At 42.3% G+C, this 25,174-nt stretch carries 28 protein-coding genes, 1 pseudogene, 1 riboswitch and 1 other annotated feature; of the genes and pseudogenes, 12 read left to right on the forward strand and 17 right to left on the reverse strand.

Annotated features, from left to right (window positions below; translation table 11 throughout):
- Nucleotides 1–186 precede the first annotated feature (186 nt).
- Nucleotides 187–1,023: a BglG family transcription antiterminator LicT gene (gene licT, locus JJ692_RS00880; protein WP_024424409.1), complete on the reverse strand. Its 837-nt coding sequence runs from the start codon at nucleotides 1,021–1,023 to the stop codon at nucleotides 187–189.
- 185 nt (nucleotides 1,024–1,208) lie between these two features.
- On the opposite strand from licT, the gene JJ692_RS00885 reads away from it, so the two are divergent.
- Nucleotides 1,209–1,409 carry a hypothetical protein gene (locus tag JJ692_RS00885; protein WP_024424410.1) on the forward strand — a complete coding sequence of 67 codons (201 nt, stop codon included), beginning with the start codon at nucleotides 1,209–1,211 and terminating at the stop codon, nucleotides 1,407–1,409.
- A 35-nt stretch (nucleotides 1,410–1,444) separates the two neighbouring features.
- Here JJ692_RS00885 and JJ692_RS00890 read toward each other — a convergent pair whose 3' ends face one another.
- The 7 genes from JJ692_RS00890 to JJ692_RS00920 all read right to left on the reverse strand — a co-directional run bounded on the left by JJ692_RS00890 (nucleotide 1,445) and on the right by JJ692_RS00920 (nucleotide 7,236).
- Nucleotides 1,445–3,064, reverse strand: a complete 1,620-nt coding sequence (locus JJ692_RS00890; RefSeq protein ID WP_073203603.1) for a glutamate/serine transporter AimA — start codon at nucleotides 3,062–3,064, stop codon at nucleotides 1,445–1,447.
- Nucleotides 3,065–3,405: 341 nt separating this feature from the next.
- On the reverse strand, nucleotides 3,406–4,374 hold the full coding sequence (gene trhO, locus JJ692_RS00895; protein ID WP_039176148.1) for an oxygen-dependent tRNA uridine(34) hydroxylase TrhO: 969 nt from the start codon (nucleotides 4,372–4,374) through the stop codon (nucleotides 3,406–3,408).
- A 249-nt stretch (nucleotides 4,375–4,623) separates the two neighbouring features.
- Nucleotides 4,624–5,451 carry an aldo/keto reductase gene (locus JJ692_RS00900; RefSeq protein WP_034283114.1) on the reverse strand — a complete coding sequence of 276 codons (828 nt, stop codon included), beginning with the start codon at nucleotides 5,449–5,451 and terminating at the stop codon, nucleotides 4,624–4,626.
- A gap of 81 nt (nucleotides 5,452–5,532) precedes the next feature.
- Nucleotides 5,533–5,949 (reverse strand): DUF5301 domain-containing protein, encoded by a 417-nt coding sequence (locus JJ692_RS00905; RefSeq protein ID WP_073203600.1) that lies wholly within the window; start codon nucleotides 5,947–5,949, stop codon nucleotides 5,533–5,535.
- 29 nt (nucleotides 5,950–5,978) lie between these two features.
- Nucleotides 5,979–6,440, reverse strand: a complete 462-nt coding sequence (locus JJ692_RS00910; protein ID WP_024427446.1) for a 2-thiouracil desulfurase family protein — start codon at nucleotides 6,438–6,440, stop codon at nucleotides 5,979–5,981.
- On the reverse strand, nucleotides 6,437–6,667 hold the full coding sequence (locus tag JJ692_RS00915; RefSeq protein WP_073203598.1) for a hypothetical protein: 231 nt from the start codon (nucleotides 6,665–6,667) through the stop codon (nucleotides 6,437–6,439). Before JJ692_RS00915 ends, JJ692_RS00910 begins: the two co-directional genes overlap by 4 nt.
- A 110-nt stretch (nucleotides 6,668–6,777) precedes the next feature.
- Complete coding sequence (locus JJ692_RS00920) at nucleotides 6,778–7,236, reverse strand: MarR family transcriptional regulator (RefSeq protein WP_073203595.1); 459 nt, start codon at nucleotides 7,234–7,236, stop codon at nucleotides 6,778–6,780.
- Nucleotides 7,237–7,437: 201 nt separating this feature from the next.
- Between JJ692_RS00920 and JJ692_RS00925 the strand changes: the two genes are divergently transcribed.
- Nucleotides 7,438–8,205 carry a GNAT family N-acetyltransferase gene (locus JJ692_RS00925; RefSeq protein ID WP_206534136.1) on the forward strand — a complete coding sequence of 256 codons (768 nt, stop codon included), beginning with the start codon at nucleotides 7,438–7,440 and terminating at the stop codon, nucleotides 8,203–8,205.
- 40 nt (nucleotides 8,206–8,245) lie between these two features.
- On the opposite strand, the gene JJ692_RS00930 is transcribed toward JJ692_RS00925, so the two are convergent.
- Nucleotides 8,246–9,418 (reverse strand): MFS transporter, encoded by a 1,173-nt coding sequence (locus JJ692_RS00930; protein ID WP_151040764.1) that lies wholly within the window; start codon nucleotides 9,416–9,418, stop codon nucleotides 8,246–8,248.
- A 77-nt stretch (nucleotides 9,419–9,495) separates the two neighbouring features.
- Nucleotides 9,496–9,595, reverse strand: a riboswitch (purine riboswitch).
- 149 nt (nucleotides 9,596–9,744) lie between these two features.
- Nucleotides 9,745–9,940: a binding site (T-box leader), on the forward strand.
- Between the two features lie 42 nt (nucleotides 9,941–9,982).
- Between JJ692_RS00930 and proS the strand changes: the two genes are divergently transcribed.
- Entirely contained in the window at nucleotides 9,983–11,416 is a 1,434-nt protein-coding gene (proS, locus tag JJ692_RS00935) for a proline--tRNA ligase (protein ID WP_044333441.1), read from the forward strand.
- Between the two features lie 143 nt (nucleotides 11,417–11,559).
- Entirely contained in the window at nucleotides 11,560–11,736 is a 177-nt protein-coding gene (locus JJ692_RS00940) for a hypothetical protein (protein ID WP_162860209.1), read from the forward strand.
- Nucleotides 11,737–11,771: 35 nt separating this feature from the next.
- Here the strand turns inward: JJ692_RS00940 and JJ692_RS00945 are convergent, their stop codons facing one another.
- The 7 genes from JJ692_RS00945 to JJ692_RS00975 form a co-directional block, all read right to left on the reverse strand.
- A complete protein-coding gene (locus JJ692_RS00945; RefSeq protein ID WP_044333439.1) occupies nucleotides 11,772–12,548 on the reverse strand; it encodes a sulfite exporter TauE/SafE family protein in 777 nt (258 codons plus the stop codon).
- A gap of 58 nt (nucleotides 12,549–12,606) precedes the next feature.
- Nucleotides 12,607–12,837, reverse strand: a complete 231-nt coding sequence (locus tag JJ692_RS00950; protein ID WP_024427452.1) for a sulfurtransferase TusA family protein — start codon at nucleotides 12,835–12,837, stop codon at nucleotides 12,607–12,609.
- A 33-nt stretch (nucleotides 12,838–12,870) separates the two neighbouring features.
- Nucleotides 12,871–13,998: an MBL fold metallo-hydrolase gene (locus tag JJ692_RS00955; protein WP_206534137.1), complete on the reverse strand. Its 1,128-nt coding sequence runs from the start codon at nucleotides 13,996–13,998 to the stop codon at nucleotides 12,871–12,873.
- A gap of 14 nt (nucleotides 13,999–14,012) precedes the next feature.
- Complete coding sequence (locus JJ692_RS00960) at nucleotides 14,013–14,567, reverse strand: sulfurtransferase TusA family protein (RefSeq protein ID WP_024424423.1); 555 nt, start codon at nucleotides 14,565–14,567, stop codon at nucleotides 14,013–14,015.
- Between the two features lie 47 nt (nucleotides 14,568–14,614).
- Nucleotides 14,615–14,968, reverse strand: a complete 354-nt coding sequence (locus JJ692_RS00965) for a rhodanese-like domain-containing protein (RefSeq protein ID WP_073203581.1) — start codon at nucleotides 14,966–14,968, stop codon at nucleotides 14,615–14,617.
- Between the two features lie 12 nt (nucleotides 14,969–14,980).
- A complete protein-coding gene (locus JJ692_RS00970; RefSeq protein ID WP_034283069.1) occupies nucleotides 14,981–15,463 on the reverse strand; it encodes a DsrE/DsrF/DrsH-like family protein in 483 nt (160 codons plus the stop codon).
- A 122-nt stretch (nucleotides 15,464–15,585) separates the two neighbouring features.
- Entirely contained in the window at nucleotides 15,586–15,846 is a 261-nt protein-coding gene (locus JJ692_RS00975; protein ID WP_003217059.1) for a metal-sensitive transcriptional regulator, read from the reverse strand.
- A 183-nt stretch (nucleotides 15,847–16,029) separates the two neighbouring features.
- On the opposite strand from JJ692_RS00975, the gene JJ692_RS00980 reads away from it, so the two are divergent.
- Complete coding sequence (locus JJ692_RS00980) at nucleotides 16,030–16,536, forward strand: hypothetical protein (protein WP_073203579.1); 507 nt, start codon at nucleotides 16,030–16,032, stop codon at nucleotides 16,534–16,536.
- 40 nt (nucleotides 16,537–16,576) lie between these two features.
- The gene (locus JJ692_RS00985; protein WP_073203576.1) at nucleotides 16,577–17,185 is read left to right on the forward strand and encodes a transglutaminase-like domain-containing protein; all 609 of its coding nucleotides are present in this window, start codon (nucleotides 16,577–16,579) and stop codon (nucleotides 17,183–17,185) included.
- Nucleotides 17,186–17,322: 137 nt separating this feature from the next.
- Here the strand turns inward: JJ692_RS00985 and JJ692_RS00995 are convergent, their stop codons facing one another.
- The gene (locus JJ692_RS00995) at nucleotides 17,323–18,159 is read right to left on the reverse strand and encodes a helix-turn-helix transcriptional regulator (protein ID WP_206534138.1); all 837 of its coding nucleotides are present in this window, start codon (nucleotides 18,157–18,159) and stop codon (nucleotides 17,323–17,325) included.
- Between the two features lie 103 nt (nucleotides 18,160–18,262).
- Here JJ692_RS00995 and fabF point away from each other — a divergent pair, with 103 nt between their 5' ends.
- The 6 genes and pseudogenes from fabF to JJ692_RS01020 all read left to right on the forward strand — a co-directional run bounded on the left by fabF (nucleotide 18,263) and on the right by JJ692_RS01020 (nucleotide 25,156).
- Entirely contained in the window at nucleotides 18,263–19,495 is a 1,233-nt protein-coding gene (gene fabF, locus JJ692_RS01000; RefSeq protein WP_149126698.1) for a beta-ketoacyl-ACP synthase II, read from the forward strand.
- 141 nt (nucleotides 19,496–19,636) lie between these two features.
- Nucleotides 19,637–20,128 (forward strand): annotated as a pseudogene (locus tag JJ692_RS18865) (thioredoxin domain-containing protein); the annotation flags it as partial.
- 780 nt (nucleotides 20,129–20,908) lie between these two features.
- Nucleotides 20,909–21,700, forward strand: a complete 792-nt coding sequence (locus JJ692_RS18870) for an AGE family epimerase/isomerase (RefSeq protein ID WP_263642124.1) — start codon at nucleotides 20,909–20,911, stop codon at nucleotides 21,698–21,700.
- A gap of 152 nt (nucleotides 21,701–21,852) precedes the next feature.
- Entirely contained in the window at nucleotides 21,853–22,623 is a 771-nt protein-coding gene (locus JJ692_RS01010) for a SurA N-terminal domain-containing protein (RefSeq protein WP_024424429.1), read from the forward strand.
- 224 nt (nucleotides 22,624–22,847) lie between these two features.
- Entirely contained in the window at nucleotides 22,848–24,182 is a 1,335-nt protein-coding gene (gene glpT, locus JJ692_RS01015) for a glycerol-3-phosphate transporter (protein WP_044333417.1), read from the forward strand.
- A gap of 92 nt (nucleotides 24,183–24,274) precedes the next feature.
- The gene (locus JJ692_RS01020) at nucleotides 24,275–25,156 is read left to right on the forward strand and encodes a glycerophosphodiester phosphodiesterase (RefSeq protein ID WP_151040756.1); all 882 of its coding nucleotides are present in this window, start codon (nucleotides 24,275–24,277) and stop codon (nucleotides 25,154–25,156) included.
- Nucleotides 25,157–25,174: the final 18 nt, after the last annotated feature.

A 25,174-nucleotide genomic window follows, 5' to 3' on the forward strand; every position in this document is an offset into this window, starting at 1 on the left:
ACCTAAACGGGCACCAAAAATAGTCGCAGCTTGCTGTTGCGCTTTTTCAGTGAACGTTTAGGTTTTGCCTGCCGAACAGTCACAATCCTCTAAGACGATCATTGTGAAACCGTATTCTTTTATGTTTATGAGCAAATAGTACCACTCACCTTTTCTCATGTCAACGCTTTCTTTTAAAATCTATCTTTATTTTTCTCGTTTGATCAGTCGATTCAAATGAATGGATAGATACAGCATCTCCTCTGATGTGAGATCCCGGTGATAGGTTTGATAGACATATTCTGCGATTTTCTTTGCGCAATCGTATGCTTTCGGATATTTCACTTTGATCAGCTGATATAAGTCCTGATCTTCGCTGACAAGCAGTGTTTCGTTAATCAGACGCTGGACGAAAAAGCGCAAATGCGTGAGAAAGCGATAAAAGTTGAGTGAGTCTTCATCAAATTCCATGTTGAGATGATATTTCACAATGGTGAGAATGGCATTGACTTCCTTTGTGATATTGACCGTCGTATTCATATCCTCATTGAGCTCTGCGTTAATGATATGCATGGCAATAAAGCCTGCTTCATCCTCCGGCAGTTCAATATGAAGACGCTCTTCAATCATCTCAAGACAGTCCTTTGCCACAAGAAATTCATCTTTGTATAAGCGTTTAATCTCCCAAATAAGCGAATTCTCAATCAGATGATTTTTCTTCAGCCGTTCGATGGCGTAATGAATATGGTCTGCCAGCGATACATGCAGACTTTCGTTTAATCTTCGGTTCAGCTTTGTATGTGCATATTGGATCATTTCCTCCGTCACCTTGACCACATCATACGGAACCTCTTGAAGCAGCATTTTCATCCGCTCGTGAACAGAATGATCCTCCAGGCGGAAGACTTTATCAATCAACGATTCGTCCACCGGGTCCCCGGGACGTCGCTGGAAAGCGATGCCTCTGCCCATGACGACGATTTCTTTTCCATGTTCATCTATGACACTAATGACATTATTGTTTAGAACCTTTTGAATCTGCATTTCCAAACACCTCCGTCTATGACCAACAACTTTACTCAAAATATGCTCTCATCTTAACACAACTGTCAAATCACTTGATATTTTTATCTGACTTTAGCAATAGTTCTCATCAATAGTCAACCTCTTCATTGCTGGTCTGATCGTGCATCAGCCTGCATACAATACTCCTGAGGAGGTGACCTTCTGTGAAGGCTTTTTTCTGGTCTGCATCATTTTTATTCTTGCTCATGTTCACCCTCATCATTCTAGGCATCGTGTTCTGGCTGAGTGGACAAGGCTTAGGCCAGCTTTGGAGATATGTGCTCATTTCACTTGTCACAGCGGCGGTTTTGCGCGGCGTCACCACTTGGCTGAAACGGCATGTGATGCACCTTTCATCCAAATAAAAACGGCTGCCCCGAGTGTTCAGGCAGCCGTTTCTTTATTCTTTGGTTGCTGCAGCTTCTTTCTGAGAAGCACGCAGCTCATCATTGATTTTTTTCGCATCCTCTAAAAACTCTGTTTCATATCCACTTTTGAGTGCCCACATATAAAATAGCAGAGCTACCACTGTAATCAGTGCCATATCCCAGCCATAATGAATGATGTTATAACCGCCGAATTTGTCACTGCCAAGGCAGGAAATCGTCATCATCACAAGCAGGTACACAACCATCCAAGCACCCGCCTTAAAGTTGCGGCCGAAGCCTTTCCACTTCGCTTTTGCTTGATAATAAAAATAGATAGGTAGACCGATGAGAATAATGAACAGCACCTGACCTGTTAACGGCCATCTTGCCCAATACAGTGTCAATGAGGCAAAGACAAAACCGAGAGGAGCAATGATGCTGAGTCCTTTTATTCGAAGCGGACGATATAAATCTGTCCCTGTCTTTCTCAGCGTCATGACGGTCACTGGTCCAGTCAAATAAGAAATGAGTGTAGCGACAGAGATAATTTCTGCAAGTATACCCCAGCCTCTAAATAAAAACAGAAAGATAAACGATACGGCTAAGTTAAAAAACATTGCTTGACGAGGCACGCCGTAAATAGGGTGCAGACGGCCAAGCACACTTGGCATGTATTTGTTTTTTTCCATTCCATAAATCATCCGAGACGTCGTTGCGGTATACGTAATTCCTGTACCAGAAGGTGACACAAACGCATCCGCATATAAAATCAAAACAAGCCAGTTAATCCCAAGCGCAATGGCAAGGTCCGCAAATGGCGAGTTGAAATTCAAATGACCCCATCCGTTCACAATCATAGATGGATCAACAGCACCGATAAAGGCGACTTGTAAAAGGACATAAATCACAGTTGCAATGAAAATCGATCCGACAATGGCAATTGGAATCGACCGGCCTGGATTTTTTGCCTCACCGGCCATATTAATCGGGCTTTGAAAGCCATTGAAGGCAAACACAATCCCAGATGTCGCAACCGCTGTCAGCACACTCGCCCAGCCGTTAGGGGCAATACTTGTTCCAGAAGTAAAATTCTCACTATGAAAACCTATGAATAAGAGCGCACCAATTGTTAATCCTGGAATGACAATTTTAAACACGGTAATGAATGTATTTGCTTTTGAAAATAACCCAACTGTCCAATAATTAAGCAGAAAGTAAATCACAAGAAGCACACTGGCAACCATAAGACCTTCTGTCGTCAATACCCCTTTTGTGACCAAATGGGATGTCCACTTTGCCCATTCCCAAGGCCAAGAGCTCATGTACTGGACGGAAGCAACCGCCTCAACTGGTATCACGGAGACAATGGCGATCCAGTTCGCCCAAGCTGCAATAAACCCAATAAAAGATCCGTGTGAATATTGCGTATATTTCACCATTCCGCCTGCCTCAGGAAACATCGATCCGAGTTCACTATAAGACAAAGCGATAAATAAAATCACAACCATCCCAATCAACCAGGATAAAATAGCAGCAGGACCGGCGATTTGAGCTGCACGCCAAGCACCGAAGAGCCATCCTGAACCAATGATTGAGCCAAGGCCTACCATCATTAAAGCGAAAGTTCCCATCCTACGATGCAAATGATTCATGTTCATAACACCTTTCGATTAAAATACAGAGCATGTGTCAAGCAAGCGTCTTTCTTTCAAAGCAGCTCACTTTTCATTTTACTGGCAAATATTTCTTCTAATGAACCTTTACCTTTATTCATTTTTTGCCTGTTATATTATCTCTCAATTCTTCATTTTCTGAAATAGTCGAACATGCTTATTTCAAAAGAAAGCGCTTTTTCACCTGTTCAATCTATTAGACTGAATAACTACCTTTACCCTTATTTTGAAAAAAACAAAACAAAAAAGATAGAGGAAATGACTTCCTCTATCTTCTAACCCCCGTCATGTATAGAAAAAAAGGATAGAGGGGATTCCCTCTATCCTTGTGAAATCGCTTGTTCTTTTTCAATGACAGCTAGTCTTTCTTGAACTTCTTCTTCAGATAAATTGTGTTGTTTCACATACAGGTTCCGTTCGCTTGTGCGGCATTCATGACTGCAGCTGCGCATATACTTATGCTCACTCTCTTCAGTGGCAATCATCTTACGGTTACATGCAGGGTTCGCACAGTTCACATAACGCTCGCAAGGCTCACCAGTGAAGAAATCTTTTCCGACCACCACATGCTCTGTTTGATTCACTGGTACTGTTAAGCGATTATCAAACACATAGCATTGACCGTCCCATAGCTTCCCTTGCACTTCTGGGTCTTTTCCGTAAGTGACAATTCCGCCGTCAAGCTGAGAGACATCTTCAAAGCCTTCACGCTTTAACCAGCCTGAGAATTTCTCACAGCGTACACCGCCTGTGCAATACGTCAGGATTTTTTTCCCTTCAAGAATCTCTTTATTGTCACGAATCCACTCAGGTAATTCACGGAATGTCTCAATATCAGGACGGACTGCCCCTCTGAAGTGACCAACATCAAACTCGTAATCATTACGTGCATCAATCACAACCGTATCAGGTGATTGCATTTGCTCGTAAAATTCGACCGGGCTAAGATGTTTCCCCGTTAATTCTAACGGATTCACATCATCCTCTAGGCTAAGGTTCACTAGTTCATTCCGATGACGGACGTGCATTTTTTTAAACGCATGACCATCTGCTTCGTCAATTTTGATCGGCATAGACGCAAAGCGTGGATCTTCTTTTAACGCTTGCATGTACTTATCCGTTTGTTCAATGGTTCCAGAAACAGTTCCGTTCAAGCCTTCTGCTGATACGAGGATACGGCCTAACAAACCAAGCTCCTTACAGAATGCTAAATGCTCTGCTGTAAACGTCTCTGGGTCCTCAATGGGGACATATTGATAGTAAAGTAAAACGCGATATTGTTTTTCCATCTATATAAACACCTCTTAAATTTAATCAAAACATACCATTCTTTATCATACAGGAAATACATACCTAAAGGCAATGTCGGCGGCTCAATTCCATAAAACGGAAGGGCCTTTCTTCTCATATATTCGATTGTTTGATTGGAGACTATGCTAAAGAAAAGATTATCGACGCCATTCAAATCATTGAGGCCTTTCAACATCAAAAAACTACACAAAAAAAGCACAGGCATCGCACCTGTGCTTTTCTTTCGATTAAAAATCAAAGTTATCTGGATCTGGACCTGTGCGCTCATCTTCATTGAGCTGATCAATGACACCCATCTCACGTGCGGACAGCTCGAAATCGAAAACTTGTGTGTTTTCGATGATTCGGCTCTTCGTCACAGATTTTGGAATGGTGATAATGCCATGCTGCAAGTCCCAGCGAAGAATCACTTGCGCTACTGATTTGTCATGCTTTTTCGCGATATCCTGAAGAACGGGATGGTTTAGAAGCTTCCCGCTTCCTAATGGCGACCACGCCTCAACATGAATTCCTTTCGATTTGCAGTAGTCTCGTAAAGGCTCCTGCGTCAGCTTCGGATGCAGCTCAATTTGATTCACCATTGGCACAACTTCTGCCTCTTCCAATAAATCCTCTAAATGATGCTGATGGAAATTACACACTCCGATCGCTCGAACGCGTCCATCCTTATATAGTTTCTCTAGCGCTTTCCATGTTTCTTTATATTTGCCTTCAACAGGCCAATGAATTAAATAAAGGTCTAATACATCTAGCCCCAGCTTGTTCATACTTGTTTCAAAGGCTTCGAGTGTTGATTCATAGCCTTGATCATTATTCCAGACCTTTGTCGTAATGAATAGATCATCGCGAGAGATGCCTGATTGCTGAATGGCTTTGCCTACCCCTTCTTCATTTTGATAGGCGGCTGCTGTATCAATGCTGCGGTAGCCCGCTTCAAGAGCGTCTTTGACGGCATTTACAGCCTCATCCCCATCTTTTACCTGCCATACGCCAAAGCCTAGCTTCGGCATTTTTACTCCGTTTGCTAATGTGACTGTATCTGTTAATCCACTCATCAAACAAACCTCCGCTTCATTTTTAACTACCAAGCACTATACCCGAATTTTCGATTGATCATGCATAAAATTCTGGCTGAGCTATTTGATATATTTTCCTATATCAACTTGATTGGTGTCAACGATTTGATATTCGCTGGTTTGATCTTTTGTTTTAGAAAAATCATATGTTTCTAAAAATGTTTGATCGTAAAAAGTCAGACCATATGTTTCCTTCTCATTCTCATACACTCTGATCCAATAAGACTCTTTTGAAGTTTTTTTAGTTTCATTCGTTTTCTTTAATTTCATACCCGAAAATTCCTTCAGCAGCTTTTGAATATCCTCTTTCTTTTCAACCATAACACGCTCATTATCATGCTCAATTTGAATCGAAGTCACCTTGTTCTGATCAATTGAGGCCACATCATCAAAAGAGTATGTTTTTGCATTGATTATAAAATAAAGACCAATTCCTAATAAAATAATGACGACTAAACCAATCATCCACTTTTTCAACCTAACTCCTCCTTCTATTCACACCACACCTATAAAAACAGTGAAGTCCAATCATCCTCCTCAGAAAATACCTGAATTCCGTGCTGTTTAAGCAAGGCGGATGTCACTCCATCTCCAGCTTTTGTCCCCCCGTTAAAATCTCCGCGATAAATCATCCGGCTGCCGCAGGAAGGGCTGTACTCTTTTAACACAACCGCCGTCGCTTTCAGAGACTGAACCTGTTCCAGCGCGGCCTTCGCGCCTTTTACATACATCTCCGTGACATCATTTCCATGTACATCAATCACGGAGGCGAGGCCCTGTAATACATCATGTCCGTCTCCGCCAATGATTTCTGCGGGAGGCCTTGGCGTGGAAAAGCCGCCAAGCAGTTCAGGACAAACTGTGACCGCCTTTCCCTCCTGAACAAGCTCCTCAATTCGCTGATCTAATCGATGACTGCCATTATAACGAACCTTCAACCCAGCAAGACAGGCACTGACGACAATCATGTATGTTCCTCATTTTTTTTGGTGACTTTAAAATAAATACATACAGGCAAGAAACATATCGTATTCACCAAAAAGGGCAGAGCACAATACAAAGCAGCAGCCCAAATTGATCCTTCAACTCCTGTGATGCCAAAAAAATAAACAAATAATAGCAAGCTGACAAACAATCCCACGAATGGCATGATGAATGCGTATTTTTTATAATTTTCTATTATTTCTTTCTCCAATGAGCTCCCTCCCTTTCATCATGGCTAAGAACAACGTCAATATATGTTAATTTTACCATAAAAAAACCGAAACCATCATCTCCCTTTGTGCGATGGTTTCGGTTTTTTAACTATATCTTTTCTTTCCAAGCCTTTAAGAAGCGCTCAATCACTTGTAATTCATCTTCATGAAACTGGTGGAGAAATTCTAAATAGGACATGACTGCTTTATCATGTAGTTCATCATGCAGCGCCGCCAATTGCTTGCCTTCCTCTGTCAAAGAATAATAGACAGATTTCTTATCACCTTGCCGGTGGCAATAGTCCACCATGCCTTTTTCAATTAGTTTTTTCACAGCCTTTGTAATAGCTGGCTTTGATAGTTTTAGCTGTTGAGATAGAAATGTATTATTTGATTCGTTTGGATTGGCTTGAATCATCGATAAAATGTGAAGCTGTGTGAGTGTCCATTCTTGTTTGAGTGTATCAGTCGTGGTAATCAGTGGATCTGTTGGATCATTCCGTCTCTTTTCCCTATGCATAATCAGATCTTGAATCGCTTTTAATACAATCTGCTCTTTTGTTTCCATCTGAACCTCCACTCTTAACTGGTTAATAAAATGGTACTAATAATGAAGAAAGGAGTCAAAAGAAATGTCGATGTGAGTAAAATAATAGGACATCAGACCTGAAAATTGCATATGCACTTTTTTACTAGATTCCCCTCATCCTGTCACATGCTATAATCATGGGGATGTCATCCAATTTATCATAATGAAAAGGTGATCTAAATGAATCCTGAACAACAAATGGCCATTCACCAGTTAGAAGAAAAGATACATCTGTTTTCCTCTGCTGTGAACGGAGCCTTCCTTGCATCGGACGATTTCGTTCTATCAAATACTCATATATCGACTGACACGTTCAATTTGCTCTTACCAACATCAGCTCAAATCCAAGATCCGAATAAAGTGAAAGCAGCCATTGAACACATGCGGTCACAGAAACTCATATTCAGCACATGGATCGATCACCGCTTACTCCATCCTGATTGGACTGATTTATTAAAGGAATATCATCTTCAAGAGGTCGAACGCAATACCATCATGATGCTTGAGCATACAGGTGACATTGATCCAGTCACATCCTCAGCACTTACAATCAAGGAAGTTCTTGATGAGCAGACACTCTTTGATTACAAACATATCTTTATTGAACTATTCAAAGGGTCGACTGAGGCCGTCGCCTTAGAAGACTATTTCCAGCGTTTTTCGATTGAAGCATTACACTCAAAAGCTCGCATGTTCGTGGGGTATGAACACCAAAAGCCGGTCACAACAGGCTTATTATTTGAGACAAACGACAGCTACGGTATTTATGATGTCATAACAAAGGCAGAACACCGCGGAAAAGGACTTGGCAGTGACATGTTCCATTACCTTCTGACCCAGACAAAGAATAAACAAAAATGTGTCATCTTACAAGCATCAGCGGACGGCAAAAATATTTACCAGCGTGCCGGCTTCCAACCAATTGGCGAAATGGCGGTCTTTGAATAGAATGAAGTAGAACATAAAAAAGCTGCCTATCATTAGGCAGCTATTCAGCATGATGCTGACGATCCATATAAAGCGGCGGTCTCTTCAGCGAAATCACCGCACAGCTAAAGGCAATCAGTACAAACACAGCACCGAATTTAGCCAGATCAACAGATGAACCGGTCATCGTAAACATGACTCCGCCAACCGCTGATCCAATCGAAATGCCGATTTGCAAGGCCGATGTATTTAAGCTCTGCTGAATATCAGACGTGACAGGATCTGTTTGAATCAAATAACTCTGCAAAGCAGGCGTCAGTGCCCAGCTGAGCGCACCCCAAAGGACAACCATGACCATAAAGAGCACGAACACCCCCGCTGTATAAGGAATGGTAAACATAACAACCGCAAACGCGATTGTCACAAGCAAAATGGCTTTCCCTGAACCCAGTTTGTCACTCAGCCAGCCGCCAAATCCATTCCCGCCTATCGACGCAAGTCCGAAGATCAAATAACAAATACTAATCCAAAACGGGGTCATATGCAGAACTTCCATCAGAAATGGAGTGAAATAAGAATAAAGCATATAGTGGCCTGCAAGCATAAACAAACTGATCAAGTGTGCACTAAAAATTTTCGGATGTCCTAAAGAACGAATCTGCTCTCTAAGAGGCGTCACTTTTTCAACAGGCATTTTTTCTAATAGAAAATAGATCAGCACCATCGATATGGCAGAAAGAATACTGATTCCTAAAAACATCACTCTCCAGCCAAAGCTCTCTGTAATAAAAATACCGATCGGTACACCGAGAACAAGTGAGGAGCTAATTCCTATAAAGATCAGCCCTAAAGCCTTTGCACGATGCGCTGGTTCCACTAATTTGGCAGTGATCGTCAAAGATAATACCACCACAAGCGCTGTGCTCATCGCAATCAACACCCTTGATATCATGACAAGGGCAAAGGTCGAACTAAAATAAGTGAACACATTTCCTAATGTAAACACCAATAACGCAATTAAATAAAGGCGCTTTCGTTCGATTTTGGCTGTAGCGGTCAGCAGCACGGGTGCTGAAATGGCATACACAATCGCAAATACCGTAATGAGCTGTCCGGCTGTTGCAAGAGACACATTCAAATCCTCTGCAAGACTTGGCAGAATGCCCCCGACCACAAGCTCAACTAATCCAACCGCAAAAGTAGAAACGGCTAATAAATATACTCTCCAGTTCATGTCTAACATCCCTTCTGTATATCATCGCTTTCACTTTTGATACAGGGTGCAGACAAACAAAAAAACCCTGATTACAAAAAAGGAAAGCGCGCTTTTGTAATCAGGATTTATCGGATCCTGGTAGAAACCCTCAAACCATATTATTGAGGTTATACAAGTCTATTTTTTTCTTAAAATATATTAGCATAGCCTTTCATAACTCGCAAGCTGTAAAAATAGAAAAATACTGCCATTCCGTTACCTAAACAAAAGGCGCCGTAAAAGGAATCAGAACAACTTGCTTTCTCCTCCGTTTACAGGTAAACTGATGAAAAATCAACGAACAAGGATCAACGTAGATCTGGAATAGTAGCTTGAATCGATCTTTAACAGAGAGGGAACGGTGCTGAGAAGTTCCTACTGACATCTTCAAGTGAACCTGCCGATTTAGTTCTGTTTCATACAGCGGTTCATACCGTTATCATGATTGAGTGTAAAGCTGTGCTTTAAATTAGGGTGGTACCACCAGGAATGGTCCCTAACTTAAAGTACAGCTTTTTTATTTTTAAAAAGGAGGAACCTGCAATGTCAAAGAAACAATTTGTTGAGAAAATTACAAGCATGGAAGACGACTTTGCCCAGTGGTATACAGATGTTGTCACAAAGGCGCGGCTCGTCGATTATTCAAGCGTAAGAGGCAGTATGATCATACAGCCGTACGGCTTTAAAATCTGGGAGAATATTCGCGACGAACTTGACCGCCAGATTAAAGAAACGGGTCATGAGAATGTCTATATGCCGCTCTTTATCCCAGAGAGCCTGCTTCAGCAGGAAAAAGATCATATCGAAGGCTTTGCTCCTGAAGTGGCGTGGGTGACACATGGCGGTGAATCCGAATTACAAGAAAGGCTCTGCGTCAGACCGACCTCTGAAGTGCTGTTCGCTGAGCATTACAAAAACATTATTCATTCCTACCGCGATTTACCGAAGCTATATAACCAATGGGCCAATGTCGTCCGCTGGGAAAAGACAACACGTCCCTTCCTCAGAACCCTTGAATTCCTATGGCAGGAAGGGCACACGTGCCATGAGACTGAGCAAGAAGCGATTGAAGAAACAGAAAGAATGCTTCACATTTACGCTTCTCTTTGCGAAGATCTCCTTGCCATTCCTGTCATTAAAGGGAGAAAAACAGAGAAGGAAAAATTCGCCGGCGCTCGCTTCACCTATACGGTTGAAAGCTTGATGCATGATGGAAAAGCGCTGCAAACTGCCACTTCTCATTTCTTCGGGAACGGTTTTGCCAAAGCATTTGGCATCGAATTCTTAAACCGTGAAGGAAAACTAGAGCACGTCCAGCAAACCTCTTGGGGTTTCACAACAAGAATCATTGGCGCTATGATCATGGTTCATGGCGATGACAGAGGGCTCGTCCTCCCGCCAAATATTGCGCCAACCCAAGTGCGTATCGTCCCAATCGCTTCTCATAAAGAAGGTGTGCTGGATCATGCCTACGAATTGAAGAATCGACTCGCCCGCATCGCACGTGCTGACATCGACGCAAGCGATAAACAGCCAGGCTGGAAATTCAACGAGTGTGAAATGCAGGGTATTCCGCTACGTGTAGAAGTAGGACCAAAGGACATCGAAAAAGGACAGGTGATGCTTGCAAGACGAGACACTGGTGAAAAGCAATCTGTCACGTTAGATGCCCTTGAACAAACCATCACAGCAACGCTTGAAGACATCCAGCGGACGATGTACGAAAAAGCGAAGGAACGATTACATGAAAAGACATCACACGCCCACACAATCGAAGACATCGAGCAAATTCTTGCGGAAGAAAACCGATTGATTAAAGCCATGTGGTGCGGTGATGAAGCCTGTGAAAACGACATTAAGGAAAGAACAGGTGCGACCTCACGCTGTATTCCATTCGAACAGGAAACCATTTCTGACACATGTGTCTGCTGCGGAAAGCCTGCATCTGATATGGTGTTCTGGGCGAAAGCCTATTAAGAATATGAACGATAAAGAAGCATCTCTCATGATGCTTCTTTTTTGTTAAAAAGACCCAAACACCCATTGACCTCACCTGCATGATCCACTATAATTCATATTAATATAATCGGTTTTTAAGACTTTAACTGGAGTGGTGATACATGAAACGCTGGCCCTCATTCTTTGCCGAACGCTGTCCTAAATGTAAATCAGCATTAGAAGTCTCAAAGTCCAATGCCCTGCAAGGCAAAGTCGTGAAAACATGTCCCAACCTTCATTATCAAAAAGAGTACCACCCAGCACTAGAAACGTATATCGAGCACGATGACGTCCAATAAAAAAGACCAACATGCTTGCTTTGTTGGTCTTTTCTTTATAAAATATCCAGCCAAATTTTGACCGCTGTCGCCGTAATCATCACAGCAAGTGCCCATTGCAAGTAGACGGCGTTGATTTTCTGACCGACCTTCGCACCAATCGGAGCTGCCATCAAACTTGCCGCCATCAGCACAACAGCAGGAAGAAGCATGACCTGACCCGTCAATACCTTTCCAGTCGATGCGCCTATCGCAGAAAGAAACGTAATCGCAAGTGACGACGCAATCGTCATCCGTACAGGAATTTTTAAAATAGACAGCATCACAGGCACTAAAATAAATGCGCCGCCTGCACCTAATACCCCTGAAACACTCCCAATCACAAAGGCAATAGCTGATGCCAGCCCTTTATGAAAAGTGACTTCTCCCTCTGCGTCTGCACGCTGCCCTTTTTTCGGAATCAGCATGAGAATAACCGCTACAATGGCGAGTAATCCATAGACGAGGTTCATCCCTTTCTCCGGCATAAAATGTGATACATAACTGCCTAATAAGCTGCCCGCCAATATACTGCTTCCCATATATAAAATCAGCGAGCGATGTAAAAATCCGCTTTTCCGATAAGCAAGTACACCACCCAGTGTCGAAAAAAGCACTTGAATGGCGCCAATCCCTGATACCTCGTGTGCTGATAGTTCCATCACACCGAGAAGAGGCGGGATATAAAGCAGCATGGGATAGTTGATCACAGATCCGCCGATCCCCACCATTCCTGATAAGAAGGAACCAATACATCCGATGATAAAAAGAGTAATCAAAAATGCAAAATCCACGCTGGTCTCCTCCTTTGCAAAAGGAAAAGGGGATCTTCAGCAGATACCCCTACATCCTTTAGGACCCTTTTCTCATCCAGAACTTCAGCACGTGACCTTCTTCTGTCTGCGTGATCAATTCATGTCCGCTTGACTTCGCCCATGCGGCCAAGTCAGCTTTAGCCCCTTTATCTGTTGCATGTATTTCTAAAACTTGACCTTCCGCCAAGTCGTTCATTTTTTTCTTCGTTCGAATAATCGGCATTGGGCATGCGAGCCCTGTTACGTCTAATAGTTGATCAGATGTCATTTAATCGTTCCTCTTTTCTTATTTTATTGGACATTATCGAATCGCACAACGGTTTGGACCCATTTCCATTTCACGTTGCTCTTCCACATCTGGGTTCAGCTTCCCCATATTGGCTTGACGAATCTCTTGGAAGGCATGCGGCTGTGCAGGCAGACCTTCCGTCACCATCTTTCTAAACACATGTTGATCTTCAATATGGAGCCCATGATTTTCTTTTAAAAGTGAGCCGAGCTCCTTCCAAACACTGCCGTCTTCATTCATTTCTTCGATGGTCATGAAGTGCGCAGGCAGAACGATGTATTCCTTTGAAAACGCCATATACCGTTCATAAAGCGTCTCTCTCAAATCATCTACCCAGTCCTCCGCCATTCCAGCAAGATCAGGTCTTCCAATTGAATCAATAAACAAAATATCACCTGAAAGAAGATATTGATTGTCTACGATAAAAGATGTTGAGCCGATTGTATGTCCCGGGGAATAAATGGGTTGAATATCAATAGAAGCTGTTCCAATCGTTATCTGCTGTCCTTCTTCAAGACGTTTATATTCAAAGGTTACCTCTTCTGCATCTTTTGGCGGCAGCCAGTAGGTAGCACCCGTTAGTTCAGCCAGCTTTTTCCCACCAGAAATATGATCTGCATGAAGGTGAGTATCCAGCACATGCGTCACAGAGACATCATGCTTTTTTGCAAAATCGATATAGCTCTCCGTCATTCGAGCTGCATCTACAACTGCAGCTTCTCCATTGGACACGATCATATAGGACAGACACCCTTTGCCCATCCGTACAAATTGATACAACTCTCCGCCGCCGCTTAAATCACCTATTTTCACTGGCTCTAGATGCTCACTCCATGCTTTCATGCCGCCCTGCAAATAATGAACAGGCACGCCAGCCTCTGACAGCATCTCCGCCACCAGGATAGAGGAACCTTCCTTGGCACAAACCACCAACACTTCACGGTCACTAGGAATGTGCTGTAAAAGGCCCTCTACTCCGTCAAGCAGATCAAAATAAGGCACATTCATATCAACGATTGCTTCCCCTTCAATCTTCCAGTCCTGCACATCTGCTTGATTTCGCACATCTAGCAAAAAGAGCGGCTCTTTGCCCACGATCTTTTTTGTTAACTGCTCTGCAGTCATGGCTTTTACCGTCATGTTTTATTCAGCTCCTATTTTTCAATGGCTCCTGTCCAGCTATTCATGCCTGGCACCACATTGATTAATTGTTGAAATCCTTTCTCTTTTAGCTTTTGCGCAGCTAATTCACTTCTTCTGCCTGAATGACAGATGAGATAAATGTCCGATTCTCTTGTTAACTCCTCTGCACGATCTTCCACCTCTCCAAGCGGGATATGAACGGCTCCTGGGATATGCCCCGCTTCGTATTCATCCAGCTCTCGTACATCCAAAATAAACAGAGATTGATCTTCTTTTACCTTCTGTTGAAAGGCATTCAAAGATATTTCCGAAATCATAGGCTCTTCCTCTTGTGCTCCGCCCTTACGAATCAAATGATGGAGCACCTGACCCTCTACTTTTGTTCCTAAAAACTCATGGCCGGCACTTTTTGACCAAGCCGCTAAATCCGCTGCTGATCCTTTATCGGTAGCTTGCACTTCAAGTACATCTCCTGGCAAAAGCTCATTCATTTGTTTTTTTGTTTTCACAATCGGCATCGGGCATGCCAATCCTTTTGCATCTAAAATGACTGTTGGTTGCTGCATATGATGTCCTCCTTTATATAGGGGCGGGGGTATCTTTTTATGCGTGCTTAATGCCAAGCATTCATACCACCCTTGATGTTTGTAATATGAGTAAATCCTTGCTTCTTCAATATTTTCGCTGCCTGCATACTTCTCATTCCGCTTTGGCATATCACGTAGATCTCTTCATTTTTCTCAAGCTGAGAAGCTCGTTCTTTTAACTGAGGTAAAGGAATGTTTCGAAACCCTTTAATATGGTTTGTTTGAAATTCTACTGGAGATCGTACGTCAATGAGTTGTTGACCTTTGTTTTTCAGCCTTTTCTTCATATCGGCTGCATCCATTTGGTTCACACCTCGTACTGGTAGGAACCGGCTCACGAGTAAGCCAATCACCAGGATGAACAAAATCGCTTGAATCATTTCATCACCTCACTAAATAAATAAATTCACATTCCCGATTTCAGCCTCTGCTAAATAAGCGGCGACACCAGCATATTGAATGTCATCTAATAATTCTTTCTCCTGCAGCCCTAAAAGGTCCATCGTCATTGTACATGCTACGAGATTAATCTCCTGTTCCTTCGCCATATCAATGAGCTGCGGCAAGGTCATGGCATTGTGCTTTTTGATCACGTGCTTAATCATTTTTGGGCCCATTCCAGCAAAATTCATCTTTGAAATGCCCATTCGATCAGCCCCGCGCGGCATCATCTTGCCAAACATTTTTTCTAAAAAACCTTTTTTCATTGGCACCATTTCATCCTTGCGCAAGGCATTCAGCCCCCAAAAGGTATGAAAAATCGTCACCTCATGATCATAGGCCGCTGCACCATTGGCAATAATGTAAGCCGCCATTGCTTTATCATAATCTCCACTAAATAGCACAATCGTCGTGCGTTTTTTCTGTTCTGCCATCCTGCTCCTCCTTCACAATTACCCATGGGGGTATATAAAAACAAAAAATATATACACATACCGGTAAGGGTATATTATAACAAGTAAAAAAATCCGTCAACCTTCAAAGGCTGAAGAATTTCTTACCGGCTTTTCACCAATAGCTCTACTGCTTCTTTCACAAGACCCTCCGTATCCTTGCCTTGTTCAAGACTTTCTCGGACACATTGTTCAAGATTTGTACTTACAATCACACCCATTGCACGATCAATGGCATTGCGTGATGCAGACAGCTGCGTCACCACCTCGCGGCAATCCTTTCCCTGCTCCATCATCGCAAGAACCCCTTTAATCTGCCCCTCAATCCGGCGAAGACGGTTCTTCATCTGTTGATTATATTCCATGCACAAGTACCCCTTTCTATTGTTTCTATGAACAGATAGTATACCCTAAGAGGTATTTAGTCAAACGACTTGCCCTTCTCTTTTGTAGAGAACGTATGTGAAAAGAATTGCACATTCCACCATTTATTGATAAAAAGAAAATAATCAACGAACGAGAAATCATTGAAGAAAAGAGGACAGCCCATGACTTTACATCATTATATTGGATCAAACAAAGAACTGCCACTTGGTACCATTGGTCAAAATCCTACCTATAAACCGTTCTCTGAACTCAATATCAACATGTTTGATAAAAAACAAAAAAAGCCAAAAACCTATCAAAAAGAAGAACTTTTGATAGAAGTATTTGAAACAGAAGAGGATTTCGAAGGCATTCACATTGATTATCTAGATCCCGTCTATGAAGCGGTAAGAAACAAATTCACGCATCCTTTTGTTTATGAATTAGACATCATTCATTCTCTTCGTGCACTTTTTAAATTCATTGAAAAAGAGCTGTCAAAAGGAGAAACCATCGAAATCTATTCTTGTGTAGATGGACTCGAAACGAAAGAAAAGGATGATCAATTGGACGTAGAAATTGACCTAAGCAAAAAACGGTTTGGAAAACATATCGATTTTAAAGAGATCGATGAACTGATTGATATGTTTGAATTAGAAAACTTACAATATGTGTTGGTGAAGAAATAGACCTCCTGCGGTAAAAGTATAGAGAAAAGGGGACATTATCATGAACTTGACATGTGAATCTAAAAATTTAGATGATTATTTATGTGAACTAGCTGAAGTTGATTATTCTCATCCTCTTATTCGAGCAAAATCAAATGAACTTTTCAATCCATTGCAGACAGAAATAGAAAAAGCAAAAGCAGCCTATGAGTTTGTTCGAGATGAAATTCCCCATACATGGGATATCCAATCCAAACGAGTGACTTGTCATGCATCAGAGGTATTAACTTATAAAGAGGGAATTTGCTACGCAAAATCGAACCTATTAGCTGCTCTATTGCGCTCACAAGGAATACCCACAGGTTTCTGTTACCAGCGATTAATGTTGTTCGATACGCCAGATAAAGGATATTGTATTCACGCATTAAATGCAGTATTTCTGCAATCACTTAATAAATGGAGTCGATTAGACTCTCGCGGCAACAAAACAGGAATTGATGCTCAATTCTCACTTGATCATGAAAGATTAGCTTTTCATACCCAACAAGAATTAGATGAAGTCGACTATCCTTTGATATATGTAAGACCCCATCCAAAAACAATGAGTATTTTAAAAGAACATACAGACGCTATTGAGATGTATCAACACCATTTACCAGAAAAGATATAGGCTTGGGGCCAAGCCCTTCGACAAAGCCAAACGTGAAAATAAACCGGTGCTTGTTAGCATCGGTTATGCTCCTTGTCACTGATGGCTTGGGATCTATTTTATATTAAATGCACTCAATAACTTCATCCAAACGATAACTAGCCTTCAATCAAACGTTTTAACTTAAGCTCCGTTTCAGTATCCTCAACTGGAGTATAGACGCTGCATCTTAAATCAGTATCCCCATACACTTGTAATGAAGTGAGATTAAACAACATTTTACCTGCCTTAGCATGACGAAATTCAATTAATACTTCAGGTGCATAGCTGATCTCATTTTCATTCCAGATCTTACGAAACTCGGAATATGCCTGCTCCATTTCTTCTATAAATTGCTCATACCAGTCATCAGCCACATATTGTCCATAATACGTTCTAAATATGGCTATATATCCTCTAACAAAATGCTCCCAATTCACCGCTAAACTTTTAAATTCCTTTCTTGCGAATAGTAAGCGTATGATATTCCTTTCTGCCGGGTTGATTTGTTCAAAGTCCAAAAATACATTCGCAGCAGCTTGATTCCAGCCAACAATCTGACTTCTTCTATCAGATATAATCGTCGGGCAATAACGAAGTTCCTGCAAAATTTTCACTAAAGCCGGACTGATTTCCTTCTCATTCTCAATGATAAAGGATTGTTTCACTCCTTCCTCTAACGCTAAAGCGTACAAATATCTCCTTTCATCGTTATTTAATTGTAATGCACGAGAAATCGCATCTAATACCGAAGTCGATACTTTTATATCTCTCCCTTGCTCTAACCATGTATACCAAGTAAGACTCACACCGGCTAGTTGAGCCACTTCTTCTCTTCTCAGTCCTGGTGTTCTTCTGCGGGTTCCTACAGGTAAACCAACCATTTGAGGCGTAATTTTCGAACGTTGGTTTTTTAGAAATTCTGATAATGCTTGAAGTCTAGTTTCAGGTTTCATTTAGATCTCCCTTTAAAAGAGTATTAATTATACTAGGATAAACAACAACTTGTAATAGGATAACACAATGGCTAAAGTTAATAAAAACAAGGAGGGAATGATCATGAAAAGAGTTGTCATTACTGGAATGGGAATTATTTCTCCACTTGGAAATGATGTAAATAGCTTTTGGAATCAACTAATCAAAGGACAATCGGGAATATCTCTCATTGATTCTTTTGATACAACTGATTATAAAACAAAAATAGCCGGAATCGTTCGTGATTTCGATGCAGATGAAATATTGGGAAGAAAAGAAGCAAAACGATTAGATCGTTTTAGTCAGTTTGCCTTAGCAGCAGCCGAACAAGCATTAGAAAATTCACAATTACAGTTAGATCAAGTTGATCTTGAACGTTTAGGCGTATATGTTGGTTCAGGAATCGGGGGCATCCAATCGCTTGTTGATCATGTCAATGTATTAGATAAACGAGGTCCCTCAAGAGTAAGCCCCAGCCTTGTCCCCATGATGATTTCAAATGCAGCTGCGGCCCAAATCAGCATTAGATTAGGGGCACAAGGGCCATCATTGTCACCAGTCACAGCTTGTTCTATTGGGAACACCGCTATTGGTGAAGCTTTCAATGCGATCCGAAATGATGATGCAGATATTATATTTGCCGGAGGAGCAGAAGCTGCCGTCTCACAGATATCCTTGGCTAGTTTTGGAAACGCACATGCACTATCTACTAGAAACCAAGACCCAAGCCGGGCCAGCCGTCCATTCGATACAGATAGAGATGGATTTGTTATGAGTGAAGGCGCAGGTATCTTAGTATTAGAATCATTAGAAAACGCGATTCTTAGAGATGCGCCGATACTATGTGAAGTAGTGGGATACGGAGCTAGTTCAGACGCTCATCATATGGTAGCATCCCACCCAGAAGGTAAGGGTGCCTACTTAGCCATGAAAAAAGCATTGAAAAGTGCAAATATATCAACTGATGACATCGATGTTATTAGTGCTCATGCAACAAGTACACAAGTAGGTGATCGTTCAGAAGTTCTAGCTATTAAGAAATTATTTGGTGATCGTTCAAGTGAAATTCCAACAACGGCGAACAAGTCAATGACTGGGCACATGTTTGGTGCTGCCGGCGGAGTAGAAGCCATTGCTTTAGTGGAAAGTTTGAGACGAGGTATGATTCCGCCCACTATTAATGTAGAGAATCAAGATCCAGATTGCAGCTTAGATGTTGTATTAGAAGCAAGACAGCTTTCATTGAAATATGGGCTATCCAATTCTTTTGGTTTTGGAGGACATAATTCAGCCATCTTGTTAAAGCATTACGATTGATGTAGCTATCAAGGGTTTATAGCCCTTGATTTTTTCATTTTGGGAATACCTCACAGACAAATGATGACGGGCAACAGCAATCTGATATATTAAATAGAGAAAAGAGAATACTAAAAAACATATAGAAAGGAAGGTGATCCCATGCCAAACAACCAAACACCCAACCCGCTCATCCATGAAAAATCACCGTATCTCCTTCAGCACGCTCACAACCCAGTACACTGGTACCCGTGGGGGCAAGAAGCATTTGACAAAGCCAAGCGTGAAAATAAACCAGTGCTTGTCAGCATCGGTTACGCCACTTGCCATTGGTGCCATGTCATGGCACACGAAAGCTTCGAAGATCAACAAGTCGCTGACATCTTAAATGAGCATTTTATTTCGATTAAAGTCGATCGCGAGGAGCGTCCAGACATCGACTCTATGTATATGTCTGTTTGTCAGATGATGACGGGGCAAGGCGGCTGGCCGTTGAATGTGTTTGTCACGCCGGATCAAAAGCCTTTTTATGCGGGGACGTACTTTCCAAAGAGAAATGCATACGGGCGTCCTGGCTTCATCGAGGCACTGACACAACTGCTGGATGCGTACCATAACGACCGGGATCATATTGAATCATTGGCTGAGAAAGCGACAAATAACTTGCGGATTAAAGCAGCTGGGCAGACAGAAAACACACTGTCTCAAGAGGCAGTTCACAAAGCCTATTATCAGCTCATGAGCAGCTTTGATACGCTGTATGGTGGATTCGGCTCCGCACCAAAATTTCCTGCACCTCATATGCTCTCATTTCTGATGCGCTATTACGAATGGACTGGACAGGAGAATGCGCTGTATGCAGTCACGAAAACGTTAGATGGGATGGCAAATGGCGGTATATACGACCATATTGGTTCAGGTTTTTCTCGTTATTCAACAGACGAAAAATGGCTTGTGCCGCATTTTGAAAAAATGCTGTATGATAACGCGCTGCTGATGGAAGCTTACACAGAAGCGTATCAGCTCACCTCAAAACCTGAGTATAAAAAGCTTATCCAACACCTGATACAATTTATTAAACAAGATATGATGAATCCGGGCGGCTCATTTTTTTCAGCAATAGATGCAGATTCTGAAGGGAAAGAAGGACAATATTACGTCTGGTCAAAAGATGAGATCATCACCCATTTAGGGGAGGAGCTTGGCGCTTTATTTTGCGAAGTCTATCACATCACAGAAGAGGGGAACTTTGAAGGGGAGAACATCCCTCATACCATTTCTACCTCTTTTGAGGACATCAAAGCCTCTTTTTCGATCGATGATAAAACCCTTCAGTCTAAGCTGCAAGAAGCCCGGTATATTTTACAATCAGTCAGACAGCAGCGACCCGCGCCGCTTGTCGATGACAAGGTGCTTACATCTTGGAATGCGCTGATGATCGCAGCTCTCGCCAAAGCAGGAAGGGTCTTTGATGAAGAGGAAGCGATCCATATGGCGAAGCAGGCGATGTCTTTTCTAGAAACACATCTTGTTCAACATGAGCGGCTCATGGTCCGCTACAGAGAAGGTGACGTGAAGCATCTCGGCTTTATCGAGGATTATGCGCATATGTTAAAAGCCTATATGTCTTTATACGAAGCGACCTTTGAATTAGATTGGCTGGAAAAAGCCACAGCCATTGCCGAGAACATGTTTGAGCTGTTTTGGGACAAGGAAAAAGGGGGCTTTTTCTTCTCAGGATCAGATGCGGAAGCGCTCATCGTTCGAGAAAAAGAAGTGTACGACGGTGCCATGCCTTCTGGCAACAGCACTGCACTCAAGCACCTTCTCATGCTAAGCAGACTGACCGGACGTCAGGATTGGCTAGACACATTACAGCAGATGTTCCAAGCCTTTTATGTCGATGTCTCTTCCTACCCAAGCGGACACACGGCGTTTCTGCAAGGGCTCCTAAGTCAATATGCAACGAAAAGAGAAATCATCATTCTTGGAAAAAACGGCGACCCTCAAAAAGAACAGCTTTTACAGGCGCTTCAAAAACGCTTCGTGCCATTTGATATCATATTGACTGCCGAAACAGGGGAAGAATTAGCGAAGCTCGCGCCCTTTACAAAAGATTACAAAACAATCGATGGCAAAACCACCGTGTATATTTGTGAAAACTACAGCTGCCGCCAGCCAATCACCAATATCGACGAAGTGATGGAACAATTATTCCACAATTGAGTTTGTCATGAGATGACTATGAGAAGACAAAATGAGGACAAACAGATAAAAAACATGTCAATCCGCTAACAAATTGTCTGTACGGTTTTATTTTTCCTAAAAAACGGTTAGAATGCGCACTAGACGTTCTCATACCGAAGGGAGAGAAAATGATGAAAAAGGTATCATATACACTCATCGCTTGTTTGTTATCTGTTGGACTTGCAGCCTGCTCGTCAAACGATGCCAAACAAGATAAGCAAAACGATTCAGCCAAAAACAAGGAAACAACACAGGCTGATCAAAAAGAGCAGCAAAAGCAAATGGAAGAAATGCAAAAGAAATTAGACGCACAAAAAATCGATGATCAAAAGGTCGTTGCGACTGTCAACAAAGACAAAATCACAGGCAGTGAATACAATAGCGCTTTATCTACCATTCAAGGACAGCTTCAGCAGTCCGGGCAAGACCCAACTTCTAAAGAAGGCGAGAAAGCAGTCAAGAAACAAACCATTGATGCGCTCGTAGGACAAGAGCTCATCCTGCAAGATGCTGAGAAGAAGGGCTTCAAAGCCTCTGACAAAGAGGTAGATAAGCAGCTAAAGGAAGAAAAGAAACAGTTTAAAGACAACGCTCAATTCGAAGAAGCACTGAAAAAGAGCGGACTTACATTGGATCAGCTGAAAAGTGACATTGCCGACAGCATCAAATACAGCCAATATGTCGACAAAGAAATCAAATCAGCCTCCGTCTCTGAGAAAGACGTCAAAGCGTACTATGACCAATACGCAGACCAAATGAAAAAACAAAAGCAAAAAGCACCAGAATACAAAGAGGTTAAATCACAAATTAAAAAACAGCTAGAATCTCAAGAAAAGCAAAAAGAAGTACAAAAAGAAATTGAAAAACTAAAGAAATCTGCGAAAATTAATGTGTCTCTATAATCGCTAAGAAAAAATCCGCCATTGTGCGGATTTTTTTGTTGCTTCATGACCCATTTTTCCAAATTTATGACAAAAGCCTCATCATAAACGTCTCTTCCATCCGATATGATGGGAGTACAAAAGAAAGCGCTAACATTTCTTTTGTCTCTGAAAAGGTACAGAATCGAAAGCAATTCTCGTACTTTTGCTTCAGTCAATCAGACATCTACAAAAGGAGGATCTTTATGTTCAAATGGTTTAAACCTGCTCCACATATCGACAGGCTTGATGATGCCAAAACAGACGAGACGTATAAGCGGCTGCGGCTGCAAGTCTTTCTAGGCATCTTTATCGGGTATGCGGGCTACTATTTGCTGCGCAAAAATTTCGCTTTTGCCATTCCATATCTACAGGAAGAGGGGTTCACGAAAAGTGAATTAGGCTTTGTACTCGCAGCTGTATCTATCGCTTATGGCTTTAGTAAATTCATCATGGGGATGATCTCAGACCGCTGTAACCCCAGATACTTTTTAGCCGCCGGACTCTTTTTATCAGCTCTTATCAATATCCTATTTGTCTCATTTCCATGGGTCACGTCCAGTGTATGGATCATGTTTTTATTCATGTTCTTAAACGGCTGGTTTCAAGGCATGGGGTGGCCGCCATGCGGGCGTACGATGGCGCACTGGTTTTCGGTTAGTGAACGTGGTACGAAAATGTCCATTTGGAACGTCGCTCACAATGTCGGCGGGGGGATTCTTGCACCGCTTATCACATTAGGGATTGTACTGTTTGCGACGTGGAAAAGTATCTTTTTCTTCCCTGCCATCATTGCCATTATCGTCTCCTTCGTGATCATTCTTCTCGTACGGGATACCCCGCAATCCACTGGTCTTCCGCCAATTGAGGAATATCGAAATGACTATCCGGCCCAAAAGTATGAGGATCAAGAAAAAGAATTAACAGTGAAAGAGATTTTATTTAAATATGTACTCAACAATAAATTCCTATGGTATATCGCCATTGCCAACGTGTTTGTGTACTTTGTCCGTTACGGTGTCGTTGACTGGGCGCCGACCTACTTAACAGAAGCAAAGGGCTTTTCACCAGAGCATTCACGCTGGTCTTATTTTCTTTATGAATATGCAGGCATTCCCGGTACATTATTGTGCGGCTGGATCAGTGACCGCTTCTTTAGAAGCCGCCGCGCACCAGCTGGCGTCATCTTTATGGCCGGGGTGTTAATTGCCGTTCTTGTTTACTGGCTAAACCCTGCAGGCAATCCAATGGTCGATAACATTGCCCTCATCAGTATCGGCTTTTTGATTTACGGACCGGTCATGCTCATTGGACTTCAAGCCATTGATCTCGCTCCGAAAAAAGCGGCTGGCACTGCTGCCGGACTGACAGGCTTCTTCGGCTACATTGGCGGCTCTGCCTTTGCCAATGCCATGATGGGCGTCGTCGTCGATCACTATGACTGGACAGGAGGCTTCATTTTACTGGTTGGTTCTTGTGTGCTTGCGATTGTTTTCCTCGCTATGACATGGAATACAGGAAAACGCGTTGAGCAAGCTTAATGAAAATCACATAAAAGATTCATATCCGCCCAACATGCTCTTTACATCTATTTCTTATGATGGAGGCAGTTACCGTAAAAGGAGGATAAAATATGAAGAAAAGTAGATTACTTGCTTTCGTGTTGCTCTCTTTTGCTTTACTGTCTTTTGCGTGGGTGCCGGCCACCGTATCGGCACATGAAAACCTTTTATCTCCAGATCGCATCTTAACCGTTGCACACCGCGGAGCATCAGGGTATGCACCAGAGCATACCCTGGCTTCCTACAAGCTCGCCACAAAGATGAATGCAGATTACCTCGAACTCGACCTTCAAATGACAAAGGATGGACATCTCATCGTGATGCATGATGAAACCGTTGACCGAACCACAAATGGAAGAGGCTGGGTCAAAGACCTCACACTTGCCGAAATCAAACAGCTTGATGCTGGTACCTGGTTTAACGAAGCCAATCCCGACAGACAAAATGCCAACTATATCGGACAGAGAGTCCTTACATTAGATGAGGTGCTGCGCTATTTCGGAAAACGAGAGAATTATTATATTGAAACAAAAAAACCAGACCTTTATCCGCAAATGGAAGAAAAACTATTGGCCGCCTTAAAGAAACATCACCTTCTTGGGAAACATACAAGAAAAGGCCAGGTCATCATACAATCCTTTAGTGAAGACAGCCTGCTAAAGCTTCAAAAATTAGCCCCACGTCTGCCAAAAGTACAGCTATTAGACAGAAACCAAATGACATCCATCACAGACGATCAGCTCGACTTTATCAAAACGTACGCTGTAGGGGTTGGACCGAATTTTAGAGCATTAACACCTGAAAACGTCCAGCAGGTCAGAAGCCATGGACTCCTCCTTCATCCATATACGGTAAACAGCGAAGCAGATATGACCCGTCTACTGCAATACGGCGTCACCGGTCTTTTCACCAACTATCCAGATGTCTTTAACCGTGTAAAAGCTTCACTCTAAATAAAAAAAGCCTTGCGG

Origin of the sequence: Bacillus sp. 3a (assembly GCF_017161885.1) — a bacterium.
GTDB classification, from domain to species: domain Bacteria; phylum Bacillota; class Bacilli; order Bacillales; family Bacillaceae; genus Bacillus; species Bacillus safensis.